The sequence below is a fragment of the Corynebacterium sp. HMSC074H12 genome (assembly GCF_001813755.1).
GTDB lineage: Bacteria > Actinomycetota > Actinomycetes > Mycobacteriales > Mycobacteriaceae > Corynebacterium > Corynebacterium hiratae.
Genome location: NZ_KV813902.1, coordinates 49,096 through 72,402, shown reverse-complemented (window position 1 = coordinate 72,402; position 23,307 = coordinate 49,096). Strand labels below are relative to the sequence as shown.

17 protein-coding genes and 1 tRNA gene are annotated in these 23,307 nt (G+C 62.4%); 11 read left to right on the top strand and 7 right to left on the bottom strand.

From position 1 onward, the window contains the following. Window positions 1–108: 108 nt before the first annotated feature. On the bottom strand, window positions 109–1,671 hold the full coding sequence (gene putP / locus HMPREF2932_RS05790; protein WP_046648903.1) for a sodium/proline symporter PutP: 1,563 nt from the start codon (window positions 1,669–1,671) through the stop codon (window positions 109–111). A gap of 243 nt (window positions 1,672–1,914) precedes the next feature. Between putP and HMPREF2932_RS05785 the strand changes: the two genes are divergently transcribed. The 8 genes from HMPREF2932_RS05785 (at window position 1,915) to HMPREF2932_RS05750 (ending at window position 11,551) form a co-directional block, all read left to right on the top strand. Continuing rightward, the gene (locus HMPREF2932_RS05785) at window positions 1,915–4,986 is read left to right on the top strand and encodes a DEAD/DEAH box helicase (RefSeq protein ID WP_071409790.1); all 3,072 of its coding nucleotides are present in this window, start codon (window positions 1,915–1,917) and stop codon (window positions 4,984–4,986) included. Continuing rightward, window positions 4,987–5,820 (top strand): SWIM zinc finger family protein, encoded by an 834-nt coding sequence (locus HMPREF2932_RS05780; protein WP_071409789.1) that lies wholly within the window; start codon window positions 4,987–4,989, stop codon window positions 5,818–5,820. 64 nt (window positions 5,821–5,884) lie between these two features. Next, the gene (locus tag HMPREF2932_RS05775; protein WP_071409788.1) at window positions 5,885–7,009 is read left to right on the top strand and encodes a metallophosphoesterase family protein; all 1,125 of its coding nucleotides are present in this window, start codon (window positions 5,885–5,887) and stop codon (window positions 7,007–7,009) included. A gap of 3 nt (window positions 7,010–7,012) precedes the next feature. Beyond that, the gene (locus HMPREF2932_RS05770; protein ID WP_071409787.1) at window positions 7,013–9,598 is read left to right on the top strand and encodes an AAA family ATPase; all 2,586 of its coding nucleotides are present in this window, start codon (window positions 7,013–7,015) and stop codon (window positions 9,596–9,598) included. Between the two features lie 24 nt (window positions 9,599–9,622). Beyond that, entirely contained in the window at window positions 9,623–10,132 is a 510-nt protein-coding gene (locus HMPREF2932_RS05765; protein WP_071409786.1) for a MarR family winged helix-turn-helix transcriptional regulator, read from the top strand. A gap of 64 nt (window positions 10,133–10,196) precedes the next feature. Beyond that, complete coding sequence (locus HMPREF2932_RS05760; protein ID WP_071409785.1) at window positions 10,197–10,490, top strand: molecular chaperone GrpE; 294 nt, start codon at window positions 10,197–10,199, stop codon at window positions 10,488–10,490. A 164-nt stretch (window positions 10,491–10,654) separates the two neighbouring features. Then, entirely contained in the window at window positions 10,655–10,879 is a 225-nt protein-coding gene (locus HMPREF2932_RS05755) for a hypothetical protein (protein WP_246818632.1), read from the top strand. A gap of 231 nt (window positions 10,880–11,110) precedes the next feature. Further along, complete coding sequence (locus HMPREF2932_RS05750; protein ID WP_071409783.1) at window positions 11,111–11,551, top strand: hypothetical protein; 441 nt, start codon at window positions 11,111–11,113, stop codon at window positions 11,549–11,551. A 209-nt stretch (window positions 11,552–11,760) separates the two neighbouring features. Here HMPREF2932_RS05750 and HMPREF2932_RS05745 read toward each other — a convergent pair. The 6 genes from HMPREF2932_RS05745 to HMPREF2932_RS05720 all read right to left on the bottom strand — a co-directional run bounded on the left by HMPREF2932_RS05745 (window position 11,761) and on the right by HMPREF2932_RS05720 (window position 18,567). After that, window positions 11,761–11,834, bottom strand: a tRNA-Arg gene (locus HMPREF2932_RS05745). Between the two features lie 136 nt (window positions 11,835–11,970). Then, window positions 11,971–13,569 carry an alpha/beta fold hydrolase gene (locus tag HMPREF2932_RS05740; protein ID WP_071409782.1) on the bottom strand — a complete coding sequence of 533 codons (1,599 nt, stop codon included), beginning with the start codon at window positions 13,567–13,569 and terminating at the stop codon, window positions 11,971–11,973. 104 nt (window positions 13,570–13,673) lie between these two features. After that, window positions 13,674–14,303 carry a LutC/YkgG family protein gene (locus tag HMPREF2932_RS05735; RefSeq protein ID WP_070443739.1) on the bottom strand — a complete coding sequence of 210 codons (630 nt, stop codon included), beginning with the start codon at window positions 14,301–14,303 and terminating at the stop codon, window positions 13,674–13,676. Then, on the bottom strand, window positions 14,300–15,805 hold the full coding sequence (locus tag HMPREF2932_RS05730) for a LutB/LldF family L-lactate oxidation iron-sulfur protein (RefSeq protein ID WP_071409781.1): 1,506 nt from the start codon (window positions 15,803–15,805) through the stop codon (window positions 14,300–14,302). Before HMPREF2932_RS05730 ends, HMPREF2932_RS05735 begins: the two co-directional genes overlap by 4 nt. Next, the gene (locus HMPREF2932_RS05725; RefSeq protein ID WP_071409780.1) at window positions 15,805–16,590 is read right to left on the bottom strand and encodes a (Fe-S)-binding protein; all 786 of its coding nucleotides are present in this window, start codon (window positions 16,588–16,590) and stop codon (window positions 15,805–15,807) included. Before HMPREF2932_RS05725 ends, HMPREF2932_RS05730 begins: the two co-directional genes overlap by 1 nt. Window positions 16,591–16,914: 324 nt before the next feature. Further along, window positions 16,915–18,567, bottom strand: a complete 1,653-nt coding sequence (locus HMPREF2932_RS05720) for an L-lactate permease (protein ID WP_071409779.1) — start codon at window positions 18,565–18,567, stop codon at window positions 16,915–16,917. Between the two features lie 236 nt (window positions 18,568–18,803). Here HMPREF2932_RS05720 and argS point away from each other — a divergent pair, with 236 nt between their 5' ends. The 3 genes from argS to HMPREF2932_RS05705 all read left to right on the top strand — a co-directional run bounded on the left by argS (window position 18,804) and on the right by HMPREF2932_RS05705 (window position 23,292). Further along, a complete protein-coding gene (gene argS, locus HMPREF2932_RS05715) occupies window positions 18,804–20,465 on the top strand; it encodes an arginine--tRNA ligase (protein WP_071409778.1) in 1,662 nt (553 codons plus the stop codon). A 12-nt stretch (window positions 20,466–20,477) separates the two neighbouring features. Further along, the gene (gene lysA / locus HMPREF2932_RS05710; protein WP_071409777.1) at window positions 20,478–21,815 is read left to right on the top strand and encodes a diaminopimelate decarboxylase; all 1,338 of its coding nucleotides are present in this window, start codon (window positions 20,478–20,480) and stop codon (window positions 21,813–21,815) included. 151 nt (window positions 21,816–21,966) lie between these two features. Then, window positions 21,967–23,292 (top strand): homoserine dehydrogenase, encoded by a 1,326-nt coding sequence (locus HMPREF2932_RS05705; RefSeq protein WP_070528834.1) that lies wholly within the window; start codon window positions 21,967–21,969, stop codon window positions 23,290–23,292. Window positions 23,293–23,307: the final 15 nt, after the last annotated feature.

The window sequence follows — 23,307 nt, the reverse complement described above, 5'->3', positions numbered from 1 at the left end:
GGAAGGTGTCTCGGGCACCTCAGTTCACAAGACAAACCCCTCGCCGGAGCTTAGTGATGAACTAGCTCGACGAGGGGTTTAAAAGTAGGAGGGGGGAGGGGCCGAAGGCTACTTCTGAACCTTCTCCGCGGCCTCCTCGAAGTCCAAGTCATCGTTTTCTTCAACGAGCTTGGCCAAGCGGGTAGCCTCCTCGAATTCCTGGATGACCTTCTCATCCGGAGCCTTGGTAGCAAGGGAAACACCGACGGATACGAGCAGAGCGGAGATGAAGCCCGGAACCAACTCGTAAAGGGTATCGCCCAGCGGGCTCATGCCCCAGCCGATGGCCACGACGGCACCGGTGATCATGCCGGCGATGGCGCCGGTGGAGTTGAGGCGCTTCCAGTACAGCGACAGCAGCACCAGCGGGCCGAAGGCGGAGCCGAAGCCGGCCCAGGCGAAGCCGACCAGACCCAGAATCGAATCCGACGGGTTGATTGCCAGCACAGCGGCGACGATGGCGATGGCCACGACGGCAGTACGGGACAGGTTGATCAGGACGTTCTGGCTTGGCTTCTTCTTAGCGAAGATGAGGTAGAGGTCCTCAATGAGGGAGGTGGAGACCACCAGCATCTGGGAGGACATCGTGGACATGATGGCTGCCAGAACAGCGGTCAGAACCAGACCAGCAAAGAGCGGGTGGAACATGACCTGAGCCATGTCCAGGAAGATGGTCTCGTAGTTCTCCTGGTCGGTGATGGAGTGGTTGGTCTCAGTGAAGAAGACCGTGCCGGAGAGCGCGACGAAGATGGCTCCGATCAGGGAGATGCCCATCCAGCTCACACCGTAGAAGCGGCCTGCGCGGGCGTCGGAAGGCTTGCGCAGCGCCATGAAGCGCACGATGATGTGCGGCTGGCCAAAGTAGCCCAGGCCCCAGGCCAGGTTGCCGATGATGACGGCAGCGGATACACCGGAGAACAGGGAGAAGTAATTGGGGTTCTCAATCACGCCACCGGTGGCGTAGGGGTTCTCAGCGGCGAAGCTGAAGATATCGCCCGGGTTGTCCAAGGAGAAGAGCACCATGATCGGCACGATGATGAGGGAGGCGAACATGAGCAGGCCCTGGACGGTATCGGTGTAGGACACCGCCAGGAAGCCACCGACGAAGGTGTAGAAGACCGTCACGGCTGCCACGACGAGCATGCCGACCATGTAGTCGCCGCCGAAGCTGGACTCGAAGTAACGGCCGCCGGCCACCATGCCGGAGGAGACGTAGAAGGTGAAGAAGAAGATAATGATGGCCGCCGCGATGATGCGCAGCAGGCGCGACTTATCGTGCAGGCGGTTTTCAAAGAAGGAGGGCACGGTAATGGAGTTGCCGGCAATTTCGGAGTAGGAGCGCAGACGCGGCGCGACCCACTTCCAGTTGGCCCAAGCACCGATGAGGAGGCCGATCGCCATCCACAGCTCGGACATACCGGTCAGGAACAAAGCGCCAGGCAGGCCCATGAGCAGCCAACCCGACATATCGGAAGCGCCGGCGGATAGGGCGGCTACGAACGGGTGGAGGCCGCGGCCGGCGAGAACGTAGTCGTCGTACTCATCCGTCTGCTTGTAGCTCCAGAAGCCGATAGCGGCCATGGCAAGCAGGTAGATGATCATCGCAACGACATACCAAGTGGAGTCTTGCACTGATCTCTCCTTGAGATTGAGATTTATAAATAGGACCTACTCACGCTAACGAGGCGATTCCTCTGACCCAACTGAGAATTGGCTGCGTGGCCAGTATTTGGTTACCTTGGTCACAGCTTATTGTACGGTCTTACTGGCGTTACGTCGTTATGTAACGAGACTATAACGATTGTCTATTTGGGCAGGATTCGGGAACTTTCTGCGACCCCGTCCCCCAAAAGGTGTGCTGCTAAACTGGCCCCTATGGCTTCTTACCTGCTGCATGGCCTCTGGCTGCCCGTCTCCGGCCTGAGTCTATGGATCGAACAGGTCGAAGGGCACAAGATCATCATGCCCTCAGCAGTCCCAGGGGGAACCTTCCCGGATGTGGTCGATAGCATCCTGAGCAAGAAGACCTTCCGCAACCGCGCGCGAGTCTCCCTGCGTACGCCGAAGGGCAAAGATGTTTCCCTCATGGTGCCCATGGCTATGTTCGCCCCAGATGAAGCGGTAGAAACATTGGCCAAGCTGGAATACCTCGACACCGATAGCCAAGCGGCCACCCCGGAGCAGCGCGCGACCATCGCGCCAGATCTCCTGTGGCTCATCCGCGCCTACCGCGGCCTCTACCGTTTCGTCCGGGCCGGCCGCGTGACCATCCGCCTGTCCTACCAAGCCGGCGAGTGGTACCCGATGTGGCAACTGGCTTCGGGCTTGGGGGAGCGCAGCTGGCTGGCAGAGATGCTGGCCTCCGCGCCCGGCATCCTCTCCATTAATAACCGGGCTCTCTCTGATGATTTGGCGGATGAGCTCACACACTGGATTGCCTATACTCAGCTGCGCCCGCAGATCGATGCCCCACGCGCTGCACCCTGGCATGACTTCGCCCAGGCGCTGTTGAGAACTTCGCCCGTGAAGAAGGGGCGCGCGCAGTTGCTGCGCGGTCTCAACGAGTGGAAGGATTCCATTACCTCCGTCGATCTCCAGCTGGTGTTCCTCGTGGAGGAGCCACCAAATGAGAATGTCTCCGTCGAGGATGCAGCGTGGCCCATCCGCCTGCTGGTTCGTTCTGGGACTGATTCACCGATGCCGGTGCGGCAGGAGCAGTTGGATCGGGGGAGCGTCGAGAAGCTGCGCGAAGTCCGCCGCCATGCCTTCGACGTGGCACCGCGGCTGAAGTACAACTCCGCCCCGGCGAGCCGGAATGCGGGTGACTGGGATGTGTACCTGACCACGGAGCAGCTCGTGGATTTTGTCACCCACGACGCCGCCGCCCTGCGCAAAGCCGGCTTTACCGTGCTGCTGCCCAAGTCCTGGTCCCACATGGAGACCAAGGCCAAGCTGGAAACCACGGAGGTGCGCGATCCAGCCGATGCCGCCACCAAGGCGCACATCGGCATGGAAAAGCTGTTCAGCTATGACTGGAAGCTCTCGGTTGGGGATACGCAGCTTACCGACGCCGAAATGCACGAGCTCATCTCCTCCAAGTCTGGTCTCATTCGCCTGCGCGGCGAGTGGGTCATGGCGGATACCCAGGCCTTGAACAAGATCTCGCAGTACATGCGCGAGTTGGCGGATACAGCCCGCAAGCGCGCCCTGAAGGAGCTGGAGCAACTCGCCGCGACTGCGGAGATGGCCCGTCAGCTGGAACAACCCGGCTGGGAAGAGCTCGTGGCCGAGGTGGAGCGCCGTCGCAAGGAATTCAATGAGGGCGAGCAGGAAGAAGCGGTCACGCTGGCGGATCTGCGCGAGATGGCCTTGAAGTCGATGGCGGAGGACCCCGTTGCCTTCACTGGCTCCGAGTGGCACACGTCGCTGCTCGGCGGGCTGGATAGTACCGCGCCCGACCGCGTGGAGATCCCCGATACGGTCCATGCCGAGCTGCGCGAGTACCAGCGCCGGGGTGTGGACTGGCTGTATTGGATGTCCCGCAACAACATCGGCGCGGTGCTGGCGGATGACATGGGTTTGGGCAAGACCCTGCAGCTGCTTTCCCTGCTGGCGGTAGAAAAGAACGCCCATGAGTCAGCTGAGGAAGCGGAGGCGTGGAAGCCCACCCTAGTGGTTGCCCCGACCTCCGTGGTGGGCAACTGGGCTAGGGAAGCCAAGCGCTTCGTGCCGGACTTTAAGGTCATGGTGCAACATGGCACCGGGCGCCTAAAGGGCGAGGAGCTGGTCACGGCGGCGCAGAACGCCGATATCGTCATCACCTCCTATGGCACGGTCAGCCGTGACTTCCTGACCTTGAGCAAGGTGGAGTGGGACCGCGTGGTCCTCGACGAAGCCCAAGCGATCAAGAACGCCTCCACGCGCTCCTCCAAGGCCGTGCGCGCCATCCCCTCGCGGCACCGCGTGGCGCTGACCGGCACGCCGATTGAGAACCGGCTGTCGGAAATGCGCTCCATCTTGGACTATTGCAACCCCGGGATCCTGGGTTCAGCTTCCTTCTTCCGCAACCACTTTGCCAAGGCCATCGAGCGCGAAGGCAGCGATGTTATGGCGGAGCGCCTGCGCCTGCTCACCGGCCCGTTCATCCTGCGCCGCCTCAAGACGGATCCGAATATCATCGATGACCTGCCGGAGAAGTCCGAGCAGATTATCACCGTGCGCATGACCGATGAGCAGGCAGCCCTCTATAAGGCTCTGGTCAATGACGTGGAGCAGGCCTTGGCAAAGAAGAAGGAGGGGATCTCGCGCCGCGGCCTCATCTTGGCATCGCTGACCCGCATCAAGCAGATCTGCAACCACCCAGCGCACTTCTTGGCCGATGGCAGCCCCGTGACCATCAAAGGCAAGCACCGCTCCGGCAAGGTGGAAGAGCTGATGCGGATCATCGACCAGGCCATCGAATCTCACGAGCGCGTGCTGATCTTCACCCAGTACAAGGCCTTCGGTGACGTCCTCCAGCCTTACCTCTCTGAGCAGCTGGGCTGCGAGATTCCCTTTCTCCACGGCGGCGTGAGCAAGAACCGGCGCGACCAGATGGTGGAGGAATTCCAGGCCGAGGATGGCGCGCCCGTCATGCTGCTCTCGCTCAAGGCGGGTGGTACAGGCTTGAACCTCACGGCGGCGTCGATTGTCGTGCACATGGATCGCTGGTGGAATCCGGCGGTGGAGAACCAGGCCACGGACCGCGCCTTCCGCATCGGCCAGCAGCGCAACGTCCAGGTGTACAAGATGATTACCGCAGGTACCTTGGAGGAATCCATCCAGGACATCCTCGACGGCAAGACGCAGCTGGCCGGTGCCGTCGTAGGCGAGGGCGAGGGCTGGCTCACCGAACTGAGCCCCGAGCAGCTGGCGGATCTCATGAGTTATAGGGAGCAGGAGAAGTAAATGGCACCGAAGAACCCGGAAGACAATAACGTCATCTACGCCAACTTCGGCACCCGCAAGCGCGTGAGCACGCCGGAGGAGGTCAACCGCGTCGACCGCGTGCGCACCATGCAGCCGGCGGCCACGCGCCTGCTCAACTTTGTCAACCAGCAAACGGATTCCGGCCGCATTCGCCGCGGGCGCCAATACGCCACGGAGGGCCACGTCGTGGGCCTCGATGTGCGCAATGGCGCGGTGCACGGAAAGGTCGCGGGCTCCCAGAACGAGCCTTTCGCGGTGCTCATCCAGGTGCCCTACCGCAACAACGAGGACATCGGGCGGCTGTCGGAGATGTTCGCGCGCACGCCCAACTCCGTGGCGAAGGCCCGGGAAGGCATGCTTGCCGACGCCTCCCTCGACATCCTCATCGCCGAGTACCCCGACGACCTCCGCTTTTCCTGTACCTGCCCCGACCCAGAGTACGTGTGCAAGCACGTCGTGGCGGTGGCGGACCGCCTCGCGGCCCGGATGGATGCTGACCCCTCCGTGATTTTTGCCCTGCGCGGACTCGACTTCGCGCGGCTGGAGCAAGCGGTCATGGAGCAGGCCAAGGCGGCCTCGGAGGATTCCTACTCCGCGAGCGGGGCTGCGGACATCTCTCAGGAGGAGCGCAATGCCTTGTTCTGGGAGGGGCGAGAACTCCCGCCCTTGCCGGAGCCGAAGACTGCTCCTGCGGTGGATGATTCCGACCCGGAATTGCTGCGCAAGGCCATGAGATCTGTCAGTCATACGAACATAGATTTGCTTCGGGCGGTCTCCGATGTCGAGGACCTTTACTATCATCTGACGCACTAGACATTGCCACCATCAGGGGAGGGGCTCACACGCCCAGCCCTGGACCACGTTGTAGGGAGTTTGCATGGCCGCGGTCACGTTCATCCACACCTCCGATTTCCAGCTGGGCATGACCCGCTGGTTTTTAAGTCCCGCGGCGCAATCGCGTTTTGATGATGACCGCGAGGCGGCGGTGTTGCGCCTGGGGGAGCTGGCCACCAAGACGGGTGCCGAGTTCATCGTCGTGGCCGGTGACGTGTTTGAACACAACTCCTTGAGCAAGTCCACGCTGCTGCGGGCGAAGGATATGTTCAAGCGCCTGCCGGTTCCGGTCTACCTGTTGCCCGGCAACCATGACCCTCTCGTGGCGGATTCCATCTTCTTCAACTCCTTTGCGGATAACGTGCACGTGATTGCTGATTCGGAGCCGATTGCGGTGCGCCCGGGCGTGGAGATCGTCGGTGCTCCTTACCTGTCCAAGCGGGCCAACTATGACCTCGTGCGCCGCGCGCTGGAGCCGCTGCCGCCTGCCGAGGAGGGTGCGGTTCGCATCGCGGTGGGCCACGGCCAGGTGGAATCCCGCGCGGGCGAAGGCGAGGACTCGGATGCGGATACGATCGACCTCGCCTTCGTGGAGGAGTGTCTGGATAAGGGGGTTATCGATTACTTGGCGCTGGGGGATACGCACTCCACTGAATCCTTGGGCCGCTCCGGCAAAGTGTGGTTCTCGGGCAGCCCAGAGACCACCGCTTTCGACGATAGGGAGCGCGATTCGGGCAACGCCTTGGTGGTGACCGTTGAGGGGGATCGGGTGGACGTCGTCAAGCACCGCGTTGGCCGTTGGGACTTCCGGGCGATTGATGCGGACATCGACTCCATGGAGGATGTCGAGGGCTTCCTGGAACAGCTGGACGCGGTGCCGGAAAAGATTCGCACTGCGGTCAAGTACAGCCTGCGCGGCACCGTGGGTTTGAGCGCGCAGGCCCGTCTGGAGCAAGGCCTGGCGGAGATGGAGGAGGTTTTTGCCTCCCTCAAACCGCGCGAGAGGACTATGGACCTGCATTTGGCGCCCTCAGAAGAGGAGCTCAGCGAACTGAGCTTGAGTGGTTATGCCACCAATGCGCTAGCGGAGCTGCTCAAGGACTTGGACAACCCCACCGCCCGCGACGCTGCCAACCTGCTGTTCCGCCTCAGCGCGAAGGGAGCCTAAACCATGATGCAGCTGCATTCTGTTGAACTGAACAACGTCCGGGGCGTGGAGCACCTGGAGGTCAAGGACCTGCCGGAGACCGGGGTGGTGGTCATCGGTGGGCCGAACGAGGCCGGAAAGTCCACGCTGGTGGAGGCCATCGATTTCGTACTCACGGAAAAGCACACGGCTAATTCCAAGCCGGTGAGGGCGCTGCAGCCTGCCGGCCGCGATGTGGGGCCTGAGGTCACGCTGGAGGCGACCGTGGGGCCTTACCGCTTCCGCATTCGCAAGCGGTGGGTGAAGAAACGCGCGTCGGAGCTGCACGTTTTCTCCCCGCGCCCGGGCCAGTGGACCGGAGCCGAGGCGGATGGGGAGCTGGATCGAATCCTCAGTGAGCACGTGGACCGCGTGCTTCTCGACGCCCTCTTCGTCCGCCAGGACGACGACCACCAAGGCATCGCCGCGGTGGGCATTCCTTCCCTGACCGCGGCGCTGGAGGAGGAGACAGGGGCGAGTGCTGCGGCGGAAGACTCCGAGCTGCTCACGCGCATCGAGGCGGAGTACAAGGAGTATTTCACCGCGAAGACAGACAAGCCGGCAGGAGACTATAAGGCTGCCATCGCCGCGCTAGCGGATGCTGAGGAGAAGCACGCTGCCGCCGAGGCAGCGCTGCGGGAGCTCGACGGCGTGGTGGAGCGCTATGAAGCCGCCGAGCTGAAGAAGGCCGAGGCTGAAGCCGCTCTGCCGGCAGCCGCGGAAGAATGCGAGCGCCGTGACGGTGAGCTGGTCGCCGCTCGGGCTGCACAGGAGAAGGTCACCGCGCAGGAGGCTGCGGTGACTCGGGCGGCGGAGGCCGTGACGCGCTCGGAGGAGGGAGCGGAGCGCCGTAAAGCTGTGGTTGCTGAGCATGCCGCAGCCGTAGAGTTAGCAGAGCGTGCCGCCGCCGCGGTTGTGGAAGCCCGCGAACGTGCTGAGGAAGAGGCCGCCGCCCGCACGAAACTAGAAAAAGAGCGCGCCGAGTTCCACAAGCGCTACGAGGCCGTGCGTGAGGAGCGCCAGCGCGCCCGCCGCGAGCAGCAGCGCGCTGAACGTGAGGCCCTGGGCACCCGACTCGAAAAACTGAACAAACTGGAAGAGACTCTGGCGGCCCGCCGCCGTGAGCTGGCGGCGACTCCCGACGTACCGAACCTTCAGGCCTTGGAGGACGCGGCTCGCGAGGTCACCGTCCAGGAGCGCCTGCGGGCGGCCGCGGCGTCCAAGCTCTACTTTTCCGGCAAGGGCTCCTTTGTCGTCGATGGCGAGCAACGTGCGCTGGAGAACGGTCAAGAACTGGCAGTCGAACTGCGCGAGGGCACCACGCTGAAGGTCGGTGATATCACCGCCCGCTATGCAGCCGGCGCAGGTGATAGCGGTGAGGAAGGCGTGGAGAAGGCCCGCGTGGAGCTCGCACGCCTGCTGGAGGATGCCGGGTGCGAAGACCTTGAGTCCGCCCGCGCCACCCACGAAAAGCACGCGGAGCTGGCCTCCGCCACGGATACTGCTGCCCGCGAGCTTCATGCTGCGCTGGGCGGGGAGGACCTCGGTGAGCTGCGTGCGCGCTTTGAGGCGGGCGCGGCCGATGCTGAGGACGCCGAGGAGGCCGGCGGGACTACTGAGGACGACGCGAAGCCGCGGGAGCTGACTGTGGTGGAGCGTGAGGAAGAGGAGTTGCGCAGGAAGCTGGATGAGCTTGATCGCGCCTTGGGTCCTTACCGCGAAAACAAGGCGGGCGCGGCACTGGAGGTGGCCATGGTCCGTGCGGAGGAGGCCACCGCGCAGCGCGATGCTAAAGCCGCGGCAGTGGAGTCGGCGCGTGCCCAGTTATCGGATGACGGCGTGACCGCCGCTATCGAAGCAGCACGAACCGCGCACGCTGCTGAGAAGAAAGCGCTGGAGGAGATGTCCGCCGTCGATGTCGACACCGCGGAGCAGTTGGCTCGGGGAGCCCACACGCACGTTGATTCCCTGAAGGCAGCGGTCAATGCGGCGGTGGGGGATATGCGTGAGTTCCGCGGGCTTATCGATATGCACTCGGGCGCAGCCGAAAATGAGGAGAAATCCGCTGCCGAACTCGACGTTGCTCGTGAGCGCCACGCTGCCATCGAGCGCCGCGCGGAGGCCGCGCGCTACCTGCGTTCGCTCATGCTGCGCCATCGCGACGCCGCCCGTCAGCGTTATGCCGCGCCTTTCGTCACCGCGCTCAAAGGCCTAGCCCGCACCGTGTTCGGCGGTGACGTGGACTTCGAGCTTTCCGAAGAGCTCAAGGTGCAGGCGCGCAGCCGCAACGGCGAAACCGTGGCCTTCGATGCGCTCTCCGGCGGCGCCAAGGAGCAGTTGAGCATCCTGACGCGCTTTGCCATCGCCCAGCTGGTGTCCAGTGAACCGGTACCCGTCGTTATCGATGACGCGCTGGGCTCCACCGACTCGCAGCGTCTCCAGCTCATGGCTGCGCTGTTTACTAAGGCAGGGAAGACAACACAGGTCATCGTGCTCACCTGTATGCCGCAGCGCTATTCCTGGGTACCCGGTCGCATAGACCTTGACATGGTGAGGCTTAGGAATGCTTAAGAGCCGGAGTGTAGGGTAAGTGCCATGACAGCGGATATTCGATGGCTCACCGGCAGCGAGCAAGAGCTGTGGCGCCAACTCCTGGCCAGCATTCGCAAGATTAATCGCGGCATGGAGGAAACCCTCTTGGCCTGTAGTGATATCTCGGCGGCTGAATTCTCGGTGCTTGTTTCGCTTTCGGAGGCACCCGAGCACACCCTGCGCCTGCGCGAGCTGTGCACAGAATTGGAGTGGGACCGCTCGCGCGCTTCCCACCAGATCACCCGCATGGAAAAGCGTGGGCTCGTACGCAAAGAAAAGTGCGCAGGCGATGCCCGCGGCGTGGAGGTCGTCATGACGCGGGCCGGCCGAGAGCGCCTTGAGGCGGCGGTACCGGAGCATGTTGAGTCCGTGCGCCGCATGGTCTTTGACCATCTGGATCCCGCCGATGTTCCGGCGCTTCTGCGCTTCTGTGAAGGCGTGCTCGCGGAGAAAAACCTTCCGGGCTATGACGGCTTCGTGCCGGACGAGCGCCTGGGCACTCGTGACCACTAGCTGCGCCCACCGGGGTAGAGTAGGCCCCGTCCGTTTACGCACCAGGAGGTGACCTGTCCACATCATGATGGGACAAGAACTGTTCGAGCACCCAGAGCGCCAATACACCACGTACGGCATCACGCCGCTGAAGGAACTCAGCGCTCAGGTAGGCTCCGTCGAGGACTTGGAAGAGCTCAGCGAGGAGCAAACCGCCGCACTTGAGCACGCCCTCGAACAGCACCCAGACGGGGCTCTGACCTTCGATGATGCCTCCCAGTTGTGGATTATCGGCACGGAGGATGACATCGAGCGCATGTTGCAGGATCGTGAGGACTTCGTCGAAGCGCTCAACAACAATGAGGACCCTGGGGTCTAGCCCACAGTCGGTGTCATACTAAAGGCGGATAGCGGCCGAAATATCTGCGTTTAACTACGGTCAGCTCTGCATAAACTGCTAAGATACTCTGTGTTAATGGGCGAGCATCCCACATGCCACCACGAGACGGTTTCCGCGAAAACTTCTCAGGCACAGGGAGCTAAGTGAAAGGACTAAACATGATCGTCGAGCGCGATTTGGCTCAGGAGCAGCGCGAAGCAGCTGCCCGTGACAAGGCTGATGGCTGGGTTTCCGTCTTCGTTGAGTGGATTCCCTCCATGCTTCTTTCCGTGGTGATGCTGGGCGCTTTGATGCTCGGCATGTACTACGTCGAGCACGGCACTCTGGATATCACTCAGCCCATCGTCAACCAGCACATCACCCAGTAAACTGGTTCACTCTCTTTCTACCGCCCGGCGGGGGAGAGTAGCTTGACGTCAAGCCCCAGCAGCAATGTCTGCTGGGGCTTTACCTTTCTCACCCGTCCAGGCTTTCACTGCCGCCCTTCGCGCTCACTCATTCCTCGCCTTCGCTCTTCGCGCTCACCGTGGGCCTTAAGCGGCTGCCGCGCGCTCTCCCGGTGAGCGCGAAGGGCGTATTCGTCCAATAGGATGGACGTCATGCCTTCTCATGTCTACGTTCGCTATCTCAACGGCCCGCTCCAGTGGCTAGGAATTATCGTTGGCCTTGCCGTCGTGGCAGCAGTGGTGCCCACAATGATCGATTCCACGTGGGCGGCCATCCTGTTTGGCGCCCTAGTTCTCGTTGCAACGGTGGCCTGCATTCTGATGCGGGTGAAGATCGTCGTGAGTGACGACGACGTTGTGGTTTCCATCCTGGGTATCTTCACGAAGAGAATTCCACTCAGCGGTATCACCGGTGCCAGCGTCGGGCCTGAGACTGGGCTCAAGGAAGGCGCGGGCCCGCGTGTTGTCGACGGCGCACCGGCCTACATCGTTTCTGGGCCGACCGTGCGTATCGAGCAGGGCAGAAGCTCTCTTATCGCCTCGGCTAAGGATCCGGAGGAAGTGGTCGCGGATATCGAGGCGCGCTTGCGCTAGTTCTATATCCCCAGACCTAGAACCCGCAACCTCCAAGTGAGTGGCTCGGTGCCGCGAAGCGCTGGGCGACGCCCACCTGCAGGTTGCGGGTTTCAGGTCTGGGGGAATGCAGAATGGCAGAGTGCGAAAGGCTTTCCCGCACTCGCGGCATCATTAAAATTGCGGGCCGCGGTGCGGCCTGATGGGAGAGAGGTTTGGGCATGAAAAAGTGCCCCTGACAGGGATCGAACCTGCGACCTTCGGTACCGGAAACCGATGCTCTAATCCGCTGAGCTACAAGGGCATTGCTGGCGAAATGCCAACGATGCGATTCTAGCCTATAAAGACTGAAGCGCAGTAATTGGCCTCACGCCGATGGGGGTGTGGCGGGAGGAAGGGGCGGCTAGGTAAGTCGCCCCTTCATTGTTTCGCAGCCTGTATTACTGGGCGGGCTGCTCCTGTGCCTGGGGCTGGTCAAAGAAGCCCGGCGCATCCGCGGTGTGGACCTCACCGGTGCGCAGGTAATCAACCACGATCTGGTCGACGGCCTTGTTGCCCATCGCGAAGTGGCCGTGACCCGGGCCGTGGACGGTCACCACGCGGGACTGCATCGGAGCCGAGAGACCGCGGTAGAAAGCGTACGGGGTCTGCGGGTCACCGGTGGCCTGCAGCTGCAGCGGCTTGGTCTGTAGGTTCTGGCCGGAGACGGCAATCGGGGTGTTGACCGGTGCGCGGCCACCGCAACCCGCGCCGGAGGCGTACATCGAGTTGAACAGAGTGAAGGGGTCAATCGTGACGAAGTTCGACCAGAGGAACGCCGGAATGAGGGTGGGATCCGTCGGCGCGGTGTTCTCATTGCACATGATGATGTTCTGCATGCTCACGGCATTGAGAACGTCCTGCTGAGCCTGCTGCGGATCCTGCTGGGGCTGCTGTGCTGCCTGCTCCTCAAAGTTAATTGGCTCGATGCCGCCGATGTGCTTGGCCAGCGTGTCCCAGGCCTCTGGGCGGGGGAGCAGCTCACGGGTTGCGGACAGCGTCGGCGAGGAGGCTTGGACAGCTTGCGGGTTGCGTACCTTGCCGGCGAGGTGCTCCGCCTGCACGCGCAGCTCACCGGTAGCAGTCATGATGTTAGCGCCTGGCTGGCCGGCGAACTCCAGCCCCGGAGGCAAGTCACCGATCTGGGCGTTTGGTGGAAGCACAGTCGGGCGCACGCCTGCCTCAGCGGCAACAATCTGGGACCAGCGCTCGTAGGCCTTCAGCGGGGTCTTACCGGCGTGGTAGGTGGCGTCATTCTTGGCCACGTACGCGAAGAAGTCATGCAGCGCATTCTCATAGCCTGCCTGCTGGGAAGCGAAGATCTGGTTCCACGCCATGTTCGGATTCATGCCGGAGTCGAGCACGACCTTGTCGGTGTGCTGTGGGTAGAGCGTGGCGTAGGTGGAGCCCAGGAAGGTGCCGTAGGAGAGACCGGCGATATTGATTCGCTCCTCACCGAGTGCCTGGCGGACAACCTCCCAGTCCTTGGCGGTGTTTTCCGTCGTCAGGGAGTCGGTGTAGCCAGGGGTGTTCTTCTCGCAGTCATTGCGGGTAATCGCGCCGATCTGCGTCATCTCCGCAAGAGGATTGGCGCCCAGCTCACTGGCCGTGCAGTTCACCTCTCCCGACTCGCGCAGGCCACGCGGCTGCACACCGATGATGTCGTAGCTCTGTTTGACTTCCTCCGGCCACGCTGCGCTACTCACCCAGCCATACGCGTCGCCGCCCGGGCCACCCGGGTTGGTAAACAGGGTGCCCTGACGGTTTCCGGTGGCCTTGAGGCGGATGAGGCCGACGTCGATGGTGCCTTTCTCCGGGGCATCGTGATAGGTCGGAACGGTCACGTGCCCGCATTCAGCGCGCTCTTCGGTGACCCCTTCCGGGCACGGGCCCCAGTTGATGGTGGGTTGATCGGCGTGAGCAACAGCGGGCGCGGCAACCAGGCCGGCAGCAACAGCTACGGGCCCCAGCACCGAGCCTAAAACGCGAGAAAGACGCATAGAATAAGGCTCCTAAAATCGTTAATAAGTACGTGCCTTATCCTATGCGCCGGGGGTGATGTGAGCCGAGTGTTCGGAAGGGGCGGGTGCCCCCGAACGTCACACTACTTAACAATCACCACAATAAGATCGCGCGGGCCGTGGACACCCTCCACGCGGGAGAGCTCGATATCCGAGGTAGCGGAAGGGCCAGAGATCCACGTTGCCGGGCGCTCCGGGTTCATACGGGAAACCATCTCCGGGACACCGTAGACGATCTGGTCCTTGCGCACGATACACACGTGACGGTCCGGCACCAGGGTCAGCGCGCGACGGCCACAGGTCTCATTGGACTCAAGCACAATGGTGCCGGTCTGCGCGGAGGTGACGTGGGATTCGGTCACCACGGCATCGACAGCGTCGAGCTCGCGCGGGTCCTTGGCGTTGTCGTCTGGGGTGGTGGTGCCTTCGAAGCCGTCGAGAAGCCCAGCGTCCATGCCGGGTGCGTAGACGACGTTCGAGCAACCGCGCTCTTTAAGGATGTCCACGAGGGTGGAGTTCAACCCAGACTCATCGGTGACGTGCACATCAGCCTTGTAGTCTTCGAGGCGGTCCACCAGCATCTCACGCAGCTCATCCTCGTTGAGCGTGCCTTCCTTCTGGTACTCGCGCGGAATGTCTACGTGGTCCGGCAGGCCGGCCTGCTTCTGGGCGGCGGAAATGCGGTTGAGGATTTCCTCTTTGGCGGTGGTCACTTGATGCCCTCCTTCTTGGCTTGGGCGAGGAGTTCTTGAGCTTCGTCAGTGTCGAACCATTGGCGGAAGGACTTCTTCGGCGGAACGGCGGTATCGCGTACGTCGGACCACCCAGACATGAACAGCGGCAGCTTGTCGATGACTCCGTTGAAACCGCCGAGGACACGGCCGAGCGCCACCAAGTGGGTGATCTGGTTCCAGATCTTCGGGTTCTTCCACACCAGCTCAACTACCTGGAAGAGTTTCTCTTCGACCGGCGGGGTGGCGTGGGTGACCTTCTGGTAGCGGTTTTCCAGAATGACCTGGGAGAGCGGGATGCGCACCGGGCATACCTCGTCGCAACGGCCGCACAGGGAGCAGGCATAGGGCAAGCTTGCCGACGGATCGTTGTGGTCCTTCATGCCAGTCAGCTGCGGCGTCAGGGAGATGCCAATCGGGCCCGGGTAGACGGAGCCATAGGCGTGGCCGCCGGCGCGCTCGTAGACCGGGCAGACATTCAGGCAGGCAGAGCAGCGAATGCACTTGAGTGCCTCGTGGCCCTTGGGGGAGGACAGAGCAGCGGTGCGGCCGTTATCCAGCAGCACGATGTGGAAGTTCTGCGGGCCGTCACCTTCGGTCACACCAGACCACATGGAGGTGTACGGGTTCATGCGCTCCGCGGTGGAGGAGCGCGGCAGCAGCTGCAGGAAGACCTCGAGGTCCTGGAAAGTCGGGACCAGCTTCTCAATACCCATCACGGTAATGAGGGTCTCCGGCAGGGTCAGGCACATGCGGCCATTGCCCTCAGACTCCACGATGTTGATGGTGCCGGTTTCTGCCACACCGAAGTTAGCGCCGGAGATGGCGACCTTAGCCTTCATGAACTGCTTGCGCAGGAACTTACGGGATGCTTCAGCTAGTTCCGCCGGCTCGGCCTTGAGCGAGTCATCGGTATTCGGCATCTTGTTGACGAAGATATCGCGAATCTCCGCGCGGTTGCGGTGGATAGCGGGGACCAGAATGTGGGAAGGCTTGTCCTCTCCCAACTGGACGATGAGCTCCGCCAGGTCAGTCTCTTGGGCGTGGATACCGGCTTCTTCCAGGTGCTCGTTGAGCGCGATTTCCTGGGTGGCCATGGACTTGATCTTGACCACGTCGGTCTCACCGGTTTCGCGGATAAGGCCCTCGATAATCTCGTTGGCCTCCTTGGCATCGCGTGCCCAGTGGACGATGCCGCCGCGCTTGGTCACCTGCTCTTCGAACTGGACCAGCAATTCGCCCATGCGCACGGCGACGTCATCCTTGAGTGCGGAGCCGGCGTCGCGAAGCTGCTCCCAGTCCGGGGTTTCATCAACGGCGTGCTGGCGCTTATCACGAATGGTGGTGGTGGCGTGGTGCAGGTTGCGGCGCTGGGTAGCATTGTTGAGACCCACGTGAGCCAGCGGCACGAAGGCCTTCGAGCCGCGCAGGTTGCCGTAGCCTTCGGGGGCGCGCGGAGGAGTGGTGTCGAGGAAGGAAGTCATTAGAGCATCTTCTCCTTGGAGTAGGCCGCAGAGGTAGGAGTCCACGGGTGTTCCTTGGTGGAGGCGAGGATTTCCGCCAAGTGGATAGCGCGAACACCGGAGCGCTGGCGAGCCAGAGCACCACCGATGTTCATCAGGCAGGAGGAGTCACCGCCGGTGACGTACTCGGCCGCGGTTTCGCGGATGTGGCGGGTCTTATCACCGACCATCGCTGCGGAGACCTCCGCGTTCTTGAGGGCGAAGGTGCCGCCGAAACCGCAGCATTCTTCTGCATTAGGCAGCGGGGCGAGGTCGATTCCCTCGACCTCCTTCAGCAGCTGGTAGGGGCGGTCACCCAACTTGAGGAAGCGCAGGCCGTGGCAGGAGGGGTGGTAGGTCACGCGGTGAGGGAAGAAAGCGCCCACGTTGGTAACTCCGGCGACGTCGACCAGAAACTCCGGCAGATCCAAAGTCTTGCCGGCTGCCTTCTTGGCGCCGTCCACGTCGGCGGAGGTACCGAAACGATCAGCGATCATCTCGTGCTGTTCGCGTACGGCGCCCACGCAGGATCCGGAGGCGGAGACGACGTAGTCGATGGAGGGGTCCGCGAAGGCGTCCGCATAGGTGCGGATCATGCCCAAGGTCTGTTCCTGGTAGCCGGTGTTGATGTGCATTTGGCCGCAGCAGGTCTGCTCCTCGGGGAAGACGATGTCATAGCCCAAGCGGGAGAGGATGAGGGCCGTGGCCTTGTGGGCATCGGGGAAGAGTGAATCACCGATGCAGGTGGAAAACAATGCTATTCGCATTCGTGAGCGCTCCTTAATCTGCCTCCATGTGGCTTGTTCCGTGCTGGGCACAGCGGAGTTGTACTCGGATGCGCGCTACCAGGACAGCCGCAGTGGGCATTTTTCGAGTTTGTATTTATGAGCCTACCGCCCAAAACTCACATTATCGAGACGGGATTAGCCCTCCTACCTGGCGTTTTATCGCAACACTAATGTTGTGAAATTCCTAACGTGCGGTGATGGTCGCAGCGGTCGCGGCCGATATGAGGCAACCCCCAGACTGGGCGATGAAGACGCCCGAATCTGGGGGTAGTTAGTGGTGTAGAACTTTATGGCTAAATCCTTTTAGGGGACCAAGAAGCCCAGCACGTTGGTCATGAGGAAGACGATGACGCACACGACGGCGAGGAAGGCCACGGAGTAGCCCACGACCGCCTTGAAGATGCGGGATTCCTCGCCCTCCATCTGCACGGCGGTGGCGGCGATGGCCAGTGACTGCGGGGAGATCATCTTGCCCACAACGCCACCGGAGGTATTGGCGGCCAGCATGAGGTCCGGATTGACGCCGATGCGCTCGGCGGCGGTGACCTGCAGGTTGGCAAAGAGTGCGTTGGCGGAGGTATCCGAGCCGGTGACGGCGGTGCCGATCCAGCCCAGGACGGGGGAGAAGAGCGCGAAGATGCCGCCGACAGAAGCCACGAACTGGCCGATGGAGATGGTTTGGCCGGAGTAGTTCATGGTGTAGGCCAGTGCGAGGACCAGGATGATGGTCAGCGCGGAGAACTTCATGCGGGAGACAACCTCGCCGAACTTGGTCAGCGGCGCGGAGGCGTCCAGCTTGTAGCGGCCGTTCTCGTTGAAGGTCATGTAGATAAGGGCCACGATGATGCCGGAAATCAGCAGTAGGGTTCCCGGGTTGCCCAGCACGTTGAACGTGAAGGCGGTGTCCATGGCGTGGCCTTCGGCGTCGAAGACGGTGCCGTCGAGAAGCGGCCAGGCAACGTTGACCTGGAGGAAGCCGAAGATGGCCGGCCATGCGGTGGCGATGGCGAAGACAGCGGTGACCACGGCATAGGGCAGCAGGGCCATCCAAATGCGGCTGCCGTTGAGATCCGTGACCTCCTCCTGGGCGGGCAGCTCCATGCGCTCGCGCAGGCTGTCGACACCCTTGGGCTTCCACACACGCAGGAAGATGAAGCCCGCGCCGAGGGAGACGATGCAGGCCACGACGTTGGTGAGCTGGTAGGCGAAGAAGGTAGCCGCGGCCCACTGGGCAATGGCGAAGGAGATGCCGATGACGGCGGCTGCGGGGCCAGCTTCCCTAACACCGCGCATGCCGTCGAGGATAAAGAGGATGAAGAAAGGCACGACCGCCGCGATGAGCAGCACCTGCAGGGAGATGAGGCTGGCGATGTCCGCGGTCTGCTCAGCAGTACGGCCGCCCACGGAACCGGCGGTGGTGACCGGGATGCCCACGGCACCGAAGGCCACCGGGGCGGTGTTCGCAATCAACACGGTGGTGGCAGCCTTTAGGGGCTTCACGCCCAGCGCTAGGATCATCGTGGCAGTAATAGCCACCGGTGCGCCGAAGCCGGCGAGTGCCTCCAGCAGTCCGCCGAAACAGAAAGCAATGAGGATAGCCTGGATGCGAATATCGCCATCACCCAGCAAGTCGAAGGTCTTGCGCAGGTCCTCGAAGCGGCCGGAGGCCACGGTGACCTCGTAGAACCAGATGGCAGTAATGATCACCCAGACGATGGGGAAGAGACCGAAGAGCCCGCCGCGCACCGCGGAGGACAAAGCCATACCGGTGGGCATGCCCATGCCAAAAATGGCGATGAGAACCGCTACGAGAAGTGCTACCGCACCCGAGGTGTGGGCACGGGCCTTGAGCCCCAAGAGCATGATGAAGAACGCGATGAGCGGCAACGTGGACACCAGCGCGGTGAGCCCGACGTTGCCAGCAATGGCGTCGGTGGTGATGTTGAAGGTTGACATAAATCTCAATTCCAGTTGGCTCCCGCTGGCGTCCTCGTGGAGATCCCCAGGATGCGGCACCGCATGTTTCGGCCGAGCGAGAGGGCGAAAGATTGAATCGATTCAGATAACGCCTTTTAGGGTAGAACTTGGCGCTTCGCTGTGCTGCATTGTTCACCCGATGGGGGTGAGTGACCTTGCTAACGTCTGAGACCTGATAGCGCCTCCAAGCGGCGGAGACGATAGACTTTGGCCCTATGAATCCTGAAGATCTTTCCGTCCTGATCAAGAACACTGCCGCCGCCGTGCTCACCGAGCATGAGCTGGACTCCTCCGTCCTGCCGGAGACCGTGAGCGTGGAGCGCCCGCGCAACCCGGAGCACGGCGATTACGCCACTAACCTGGCCCTCCAGGTGGCTAAAAAGGCTGGCGCCCAGCCGCGCGAGTTGGCGCAGTGGTTGGCGGATGCCCTCGCCGGCAATGACGCCATCGATGAAGCGTCCATCGCGGGCCCGGGATTCCTCAACATTCGCCTCGCTGCCGCCGCGCAAGGTGCCATCGTGGCCCAGGTTCTTAACGCGGGTGCGGCCTTCGGCAGCAACACCACCTACCAGGGCAAGAAGATCAACCTGGAGTTCGTCTCCGCGAACCCGACTGGCCCGATCCATCTGGGCGGTACCCGCTGGGCCGCCGTGGGTGACTCGCTCGGCCGCGTGCTCGAAGCCTCCGGCGCGGAGGTGACCCGCGAGTACTACTTCAACGATCACGGCGGACAGATCGACCGTTTTGCACGTTCCCTGGTGGCCGCGGCCAAGGGCGAGCCCACCCCGGAGGACGGCTACGGCGGCGATTACATTAAGGAGATCGCGCAGGGGGTGCTGGATCGGAACCCGGCAGCTCTCGATGGCAGCGACGCCGACGTGCAGGAAGCCTTCCGCTCTGCCGGCGTGGAGATGATGTTTGCCCAGATCAAGGAGTCCCTCCACGAGTTTGGCGTGGACTTCGACGTCTACTTCCACGAAAACTCCCTCTTCGAGTCCGGCGCGGTGGAGAAGGCCATCCAGAAGCTCAAGGACAACGGCAAGCTCTACGAAGCCGAGGGTGCATGGTGGCTGAAGTCCACCGAGTACGGCGATGACAAGGACCGCGTGGTCATCAAATCCGATGGCAACGCCGCCTACATCGCCGGTGATATCGCCTATGTGGCTGATAAATTCGACCGCGGCCACGACCTGGCCATCTACATGCTGGGCGCGGACCACCACGGTTACATCGCCCGCTTGCGTGCCTCGGCCCAGGCTTTGGGTTATGACCCGGAGGCCGTCGAGGTGCTCATCGGCCAGATGGTCAACCTGGTCCGCGATGGCCAGGCGGTCAAGATGTCCAAGCGTGCCGGCACCGTCATCACCCTTGATGACCTTGTCGAGGCTATCGGCGTCGACGGCGCGCGTTACTCCCTGGTGCGCTCCTCCGTGGATTCCAGCCTGGACATCGACTTGGGCCTGTGGGCTTCCCAGTCGGCGGATAACCCGGTCTACTACGTGCAGTATGGCCACGCCCGTATTTGCTCCATCCTGCGCAAGGCAGCAGAGCTGGGCTTCGACACCGCCGCGCTTGCCGACGGCCCCCTCGACCTCCTCACCCACGAGAAGGAAGGCGACCTCATCCGCACCCTAGGCGAGTTCCCCGAGGTTGTGGCCACCGCCGCTACGCTGCGTGAACCGCACCGCATCGCGCGTTACGCCGAGGAGCTTGCCGCCGTGTTCCACCGCTTCTATGACCAGTGCCAAGTGCTGCCGAAGGCTGGTGAAGAGACCGAGCCGATTCACTCCGCACGCCTCGCCCTGGCCAGCGCCACCCGCCAGGTCATGGCCAATGCCTTGACCATGGTCGGGGTTAGCGCACCGGAGAAGATGTAAGGAAAGGTATCGATGACTGATTTCAATTCTCTTCCGGCCCACGTGTGGCCGCGCAACGCAGCGCGTGACTCCGATGGCGTGGTCTCGATTGGTGGCGTTTCCCTGACCGAGCTGGCCGAAGAATACGGCACCCCGCTCTTTGTTTTCGATGAACAGGACTTCCGCTCGCGCTGCCGGGACATGGCCCAGGCCTTCGGCGGCCCTGACCACGTGCACTACGCCTCCAAGGCTTTCATCACCAAGCGCATCGTGCGCTGGGTAGACGAGGAGGGCCTGTGCCTCGACGTCGCCTCCCTCAATGAGGCCAAGTTAGCGCTGGCTGCAGGCTTTCCGCCGGAGCGAATGACTGCGCACGGCAACAACAAGGAAGATGAATACCTTGAGCTGTGCGTCGACAACGGCATCGGCCACGTCGTCCTCGACAACGAAGAGGAGCTCTCCCGCCTCAACGGCATTGCTGCGGCGGCAGGGCGTGTACAGCCGGTGATGATTCGCGTTAAGCCTGGTGTGGATGCCCACACGCACGAGTTCATCGCTACCGCTCACGAGGACCAAAAGTTCGGCATTTCTTTGTCTACTGGCGCTGCCTTTACCGCTGCCAGCAAGGTGCTGGACTCTGCCAACCTCAAACTGGCTGGTCTGCACTGCCACGTCGGCTCTTCGGTTTTCAATGCGGATGGCTTCAAGCTGGCCGCCGAACGTGTGCTCAGCCTGTACAAGCGTATCCACTCTGAGCTCGGCGTAGCGCTCGAGGAGCTGGATCTGGGTGGCGGCTTTGGCATTCCATATATGGAATACGAGGAAGCACTGGATGTGGCCACCTTGGCCAAGGACCTCCTAGAGGCCGTCGAGCGCACCGCGACCGAGCTCGGCATCAGGCCGCCCTTCGTCCTTGTGGAGCCCGGCCGCTCGCTAGTGGGTGCCTCCGCCGTGACGCTTTACCGCGTTGGGACCGTCAAGGATGTCGAAACCGGCAAGGCAGATTTGCCGATGCGCCGCTACCTGTCGGTCGATGGCGGCATGTCGGACAATATCCGCCCAGCACTCTATGGCTCGGATTATGACGTGCGCGTGGTCAACCGCCGCACGCAGGGCGAGCCGGTGGACTCGCGCATCGTGGGCTTCCACTGCGAGTCCGGTGACATTCTGGTCAACGAGCGCCGTTTCCCCTCGGATATCACTACCGGTGATCTCCTCGCTTTCGCCACCACCGGTGCCTATCAGTACATGATGGCTTCGCGCTATAACGGCGCTTTGCGCCCGGCGGTCGTTTCCGTGCGTGACGGCAAAGCCTCGCTCATGCTGCGCCGGGAAACGGTGGAGGACTTGCTGGCGTTGGACGTCGACTAGCGCGGCGTTGCCACAGCTCACCGCATTTTATTCACAAAGATATGGCCGGTCGCGCGTTGTGCCGGCCACTTTGCGTAGAAATAGACAGCTCGTTCTGTATAGTGATGGGCTAGCACGTAACAATCATTCGCAATTTCAACAAGGGGACACCATGACGACGACGAACCGTAGCAAGAAACCCGAAGGCGAACCCGTAGGAATCGCGCTGCTTGGATTTGGCACCGTAGGCGCCGAGGTTTTCCGCCTCGTGCAGGAAAACGCTGACGCTTTTGCGCACCGCATCGGCGGCCCCGTGGAGATCCGCGGCGTCGCCGTGCACAACAAGAACAAGCTGCGCCCGGGCGTGCCGGCGGAGCTGCTGACCGACGACGCCAAGGCCCTTGTCCTGCGCGATGATATCGACCTCGTCGTCGAGGTCATCGGTGGCATTGATTTCCCGCGCGAGCTCGTCCTCGCGGCCCTCAACGCCGGCAAGTCCGTGGTTACCGCCAACAAGGCTCTCGTGGCCGCGCATGCGGATGAGCTCGCTGAGGCCGCCGACCGCGCCGACGTTGACCTGTACTTCGAGGCCGCCGTGGCCGCTGCCATCCCGGTGGTCGGCATGCTGCGCCGTTCCCTGGCTGGTGACAAGATCCAGCGCATCTCCGGAATCGTCAACGGCACCACCAACTTCATCCTGGACGCCATGGAGTCCACTGGTGCCTCCTATGAGGATGCGTTGGCTGAGGCCACCCGCCTGGGCTACGCCGAGGCCGATCCCACCGCTGACGTGGAGGGCCACGACGCTGCCTCCAAGGCCGCCATCCTGGCTTCCCTGGGCTTTTACACCCGCCTGACCTTCGACGATGTCTACTGCGAGGGTATTTCCAAGATCACCGCGGATGACATCAAGGCTGCCAACCAGGCTGGCTACTCCATCAAGCTGCTCGCCATCTGCGAGCGCCTCGTCGATGAGGAGACCGGTGCGGAATCCGTCAACGCCCGCGTGCACCCGACGCTGGTTCCGAAGGAGCACCCGCTGGCTTCGGTCAGCCAGTCCTACAACGCCATCTTCGTTGAAGCGGAGGCCGCTGGCTCTCTGATGTTCTACGGCAATGGTGCCGGCGGTAACCCCACGGCATCCGCTGTGCTGGGTGATGTCATCGGCGCGGCACGCAACATTGTCCACGGCGGCCGTGCGCCGGGGGAGAACACCTACGCCAACCTACCTATTGCGGAGTTCGGAGAAGTGGAAACTCGTTATCACGTCGACATGGAAGTTGAAGACCGCACCGGCGTGCTCTCCGCCATTTCCGGTGTCTTTGCCCGCCATGGGGTCTCCCTGCGCACCGTGCGCCAGGAAGACGGCGATGCCACCGCTCGCCTCATCGTGGTCACCCACGCGGCGAAGGAAGCGGTGCTTGAGGATATCGTCGCTGCCCTCGGCGAGCTCGATGAGGTCAAGGCTGTCCACTCCGTCATCCGCCTCGGCGTCTAAGGGTTTTAGGTACAA

Coding starts and splice junctions, on each gene's coding strand:
- HMPREF2932_RS05785 (WP_071409790.1), top strand. CDS start 1,915: ATGGCTTCTTACCTGCTGCATGGCCTCTGGCTGCCCGTCTCCGGCCTG.
- HMPREF2932_RS05780 (WP_071409789.1), top strand. CDS start 4,987: ATGGCACCGAAGAACCCGGAAGACAATAACGTCATCTACGCCAACTTC.
- HMPREF2932_RS05775 (WP_071409788.1), top strand. CDS start 5,885: ATGGCCGCGGTCACGTTCATCCACACCTCCGATTTCCAGCTGGGCATG.
- HMPREF2932_RS05770 (WP_071409787.1), top strand. CDS start 7,013: ATGATGCAGCTGCATTCTGTTGAACTGAACAACGTCCGGGGCGTGGAG.
- HMPREF2932_RS05765 (WP_071409786.1), top strand. CDS start 9,623: ATGACAGCGGATATTCGATGGCTCACCGGCAGCGAGCAAGAGCTGTGG.
- HMPREF2932_RS05760 (WP_071409785.1), top strand. CDS start 10,197: ATGATGGGACAAGAACTGTTCGAGCACCCAGAGCGCCAATACACCACG.
- HMPREF2932_RS05750 (WP_071409783.1), top strand. CDS start 11,111: ATGCCTTCTCATGTCTACGTTCGCTATCTCAACGGCCCGCTCCAGTGG.
- HMPREF2932_RS05740 (WP_071409782.1), bottom strand. CDS start 13,569: ATGCGTCTTTCTCGCGTTTTAGGCTCGGTGCTGGGGCCCGTAGCTGTT.
- HMPREF2932_RS05730 (WP_071409781.1), bottom strand. CDS start 15,805: ATGACTTCCTTCCTCGACACCACTCCTCCGCGCGCCCCCGAAGGCTAC.
- HMPREF2932_RS05725 (WP_071409780.1), bottom strand. CDS start 16,590: ATGCGAATAGCATTGTTTTCCACCTGCATCGGTGATTCACTCTTCCCC.
- HMPREF2932_RS05720 (WP_071409779.1), bottom strand. CDS start 18,567: ATGTCAACCTTCAACATCACCACCGACGCCATTGCTGGCAACGTCGGG.
- argS (WP_071409778.1), top strand. CDS start 18,804: ATGAATCCTGAAGATCTTTCCGTCCTGATCAAGAACACTGCCGCCGCC.
- lysA (WP_071409777.1), top strand. CDS start 20,478: ATGACTGATTTCAATTCTCTTCCGGCCCACGTGTGGCCGCGCAACGCA.
- HMPREF2932_RS05705 (WP_070528834.1), top strand. CDS start 21,967: ATGACGACGACGAACCGTAGCAAGAAACCCGAAGGCGAACCCGTAGGA.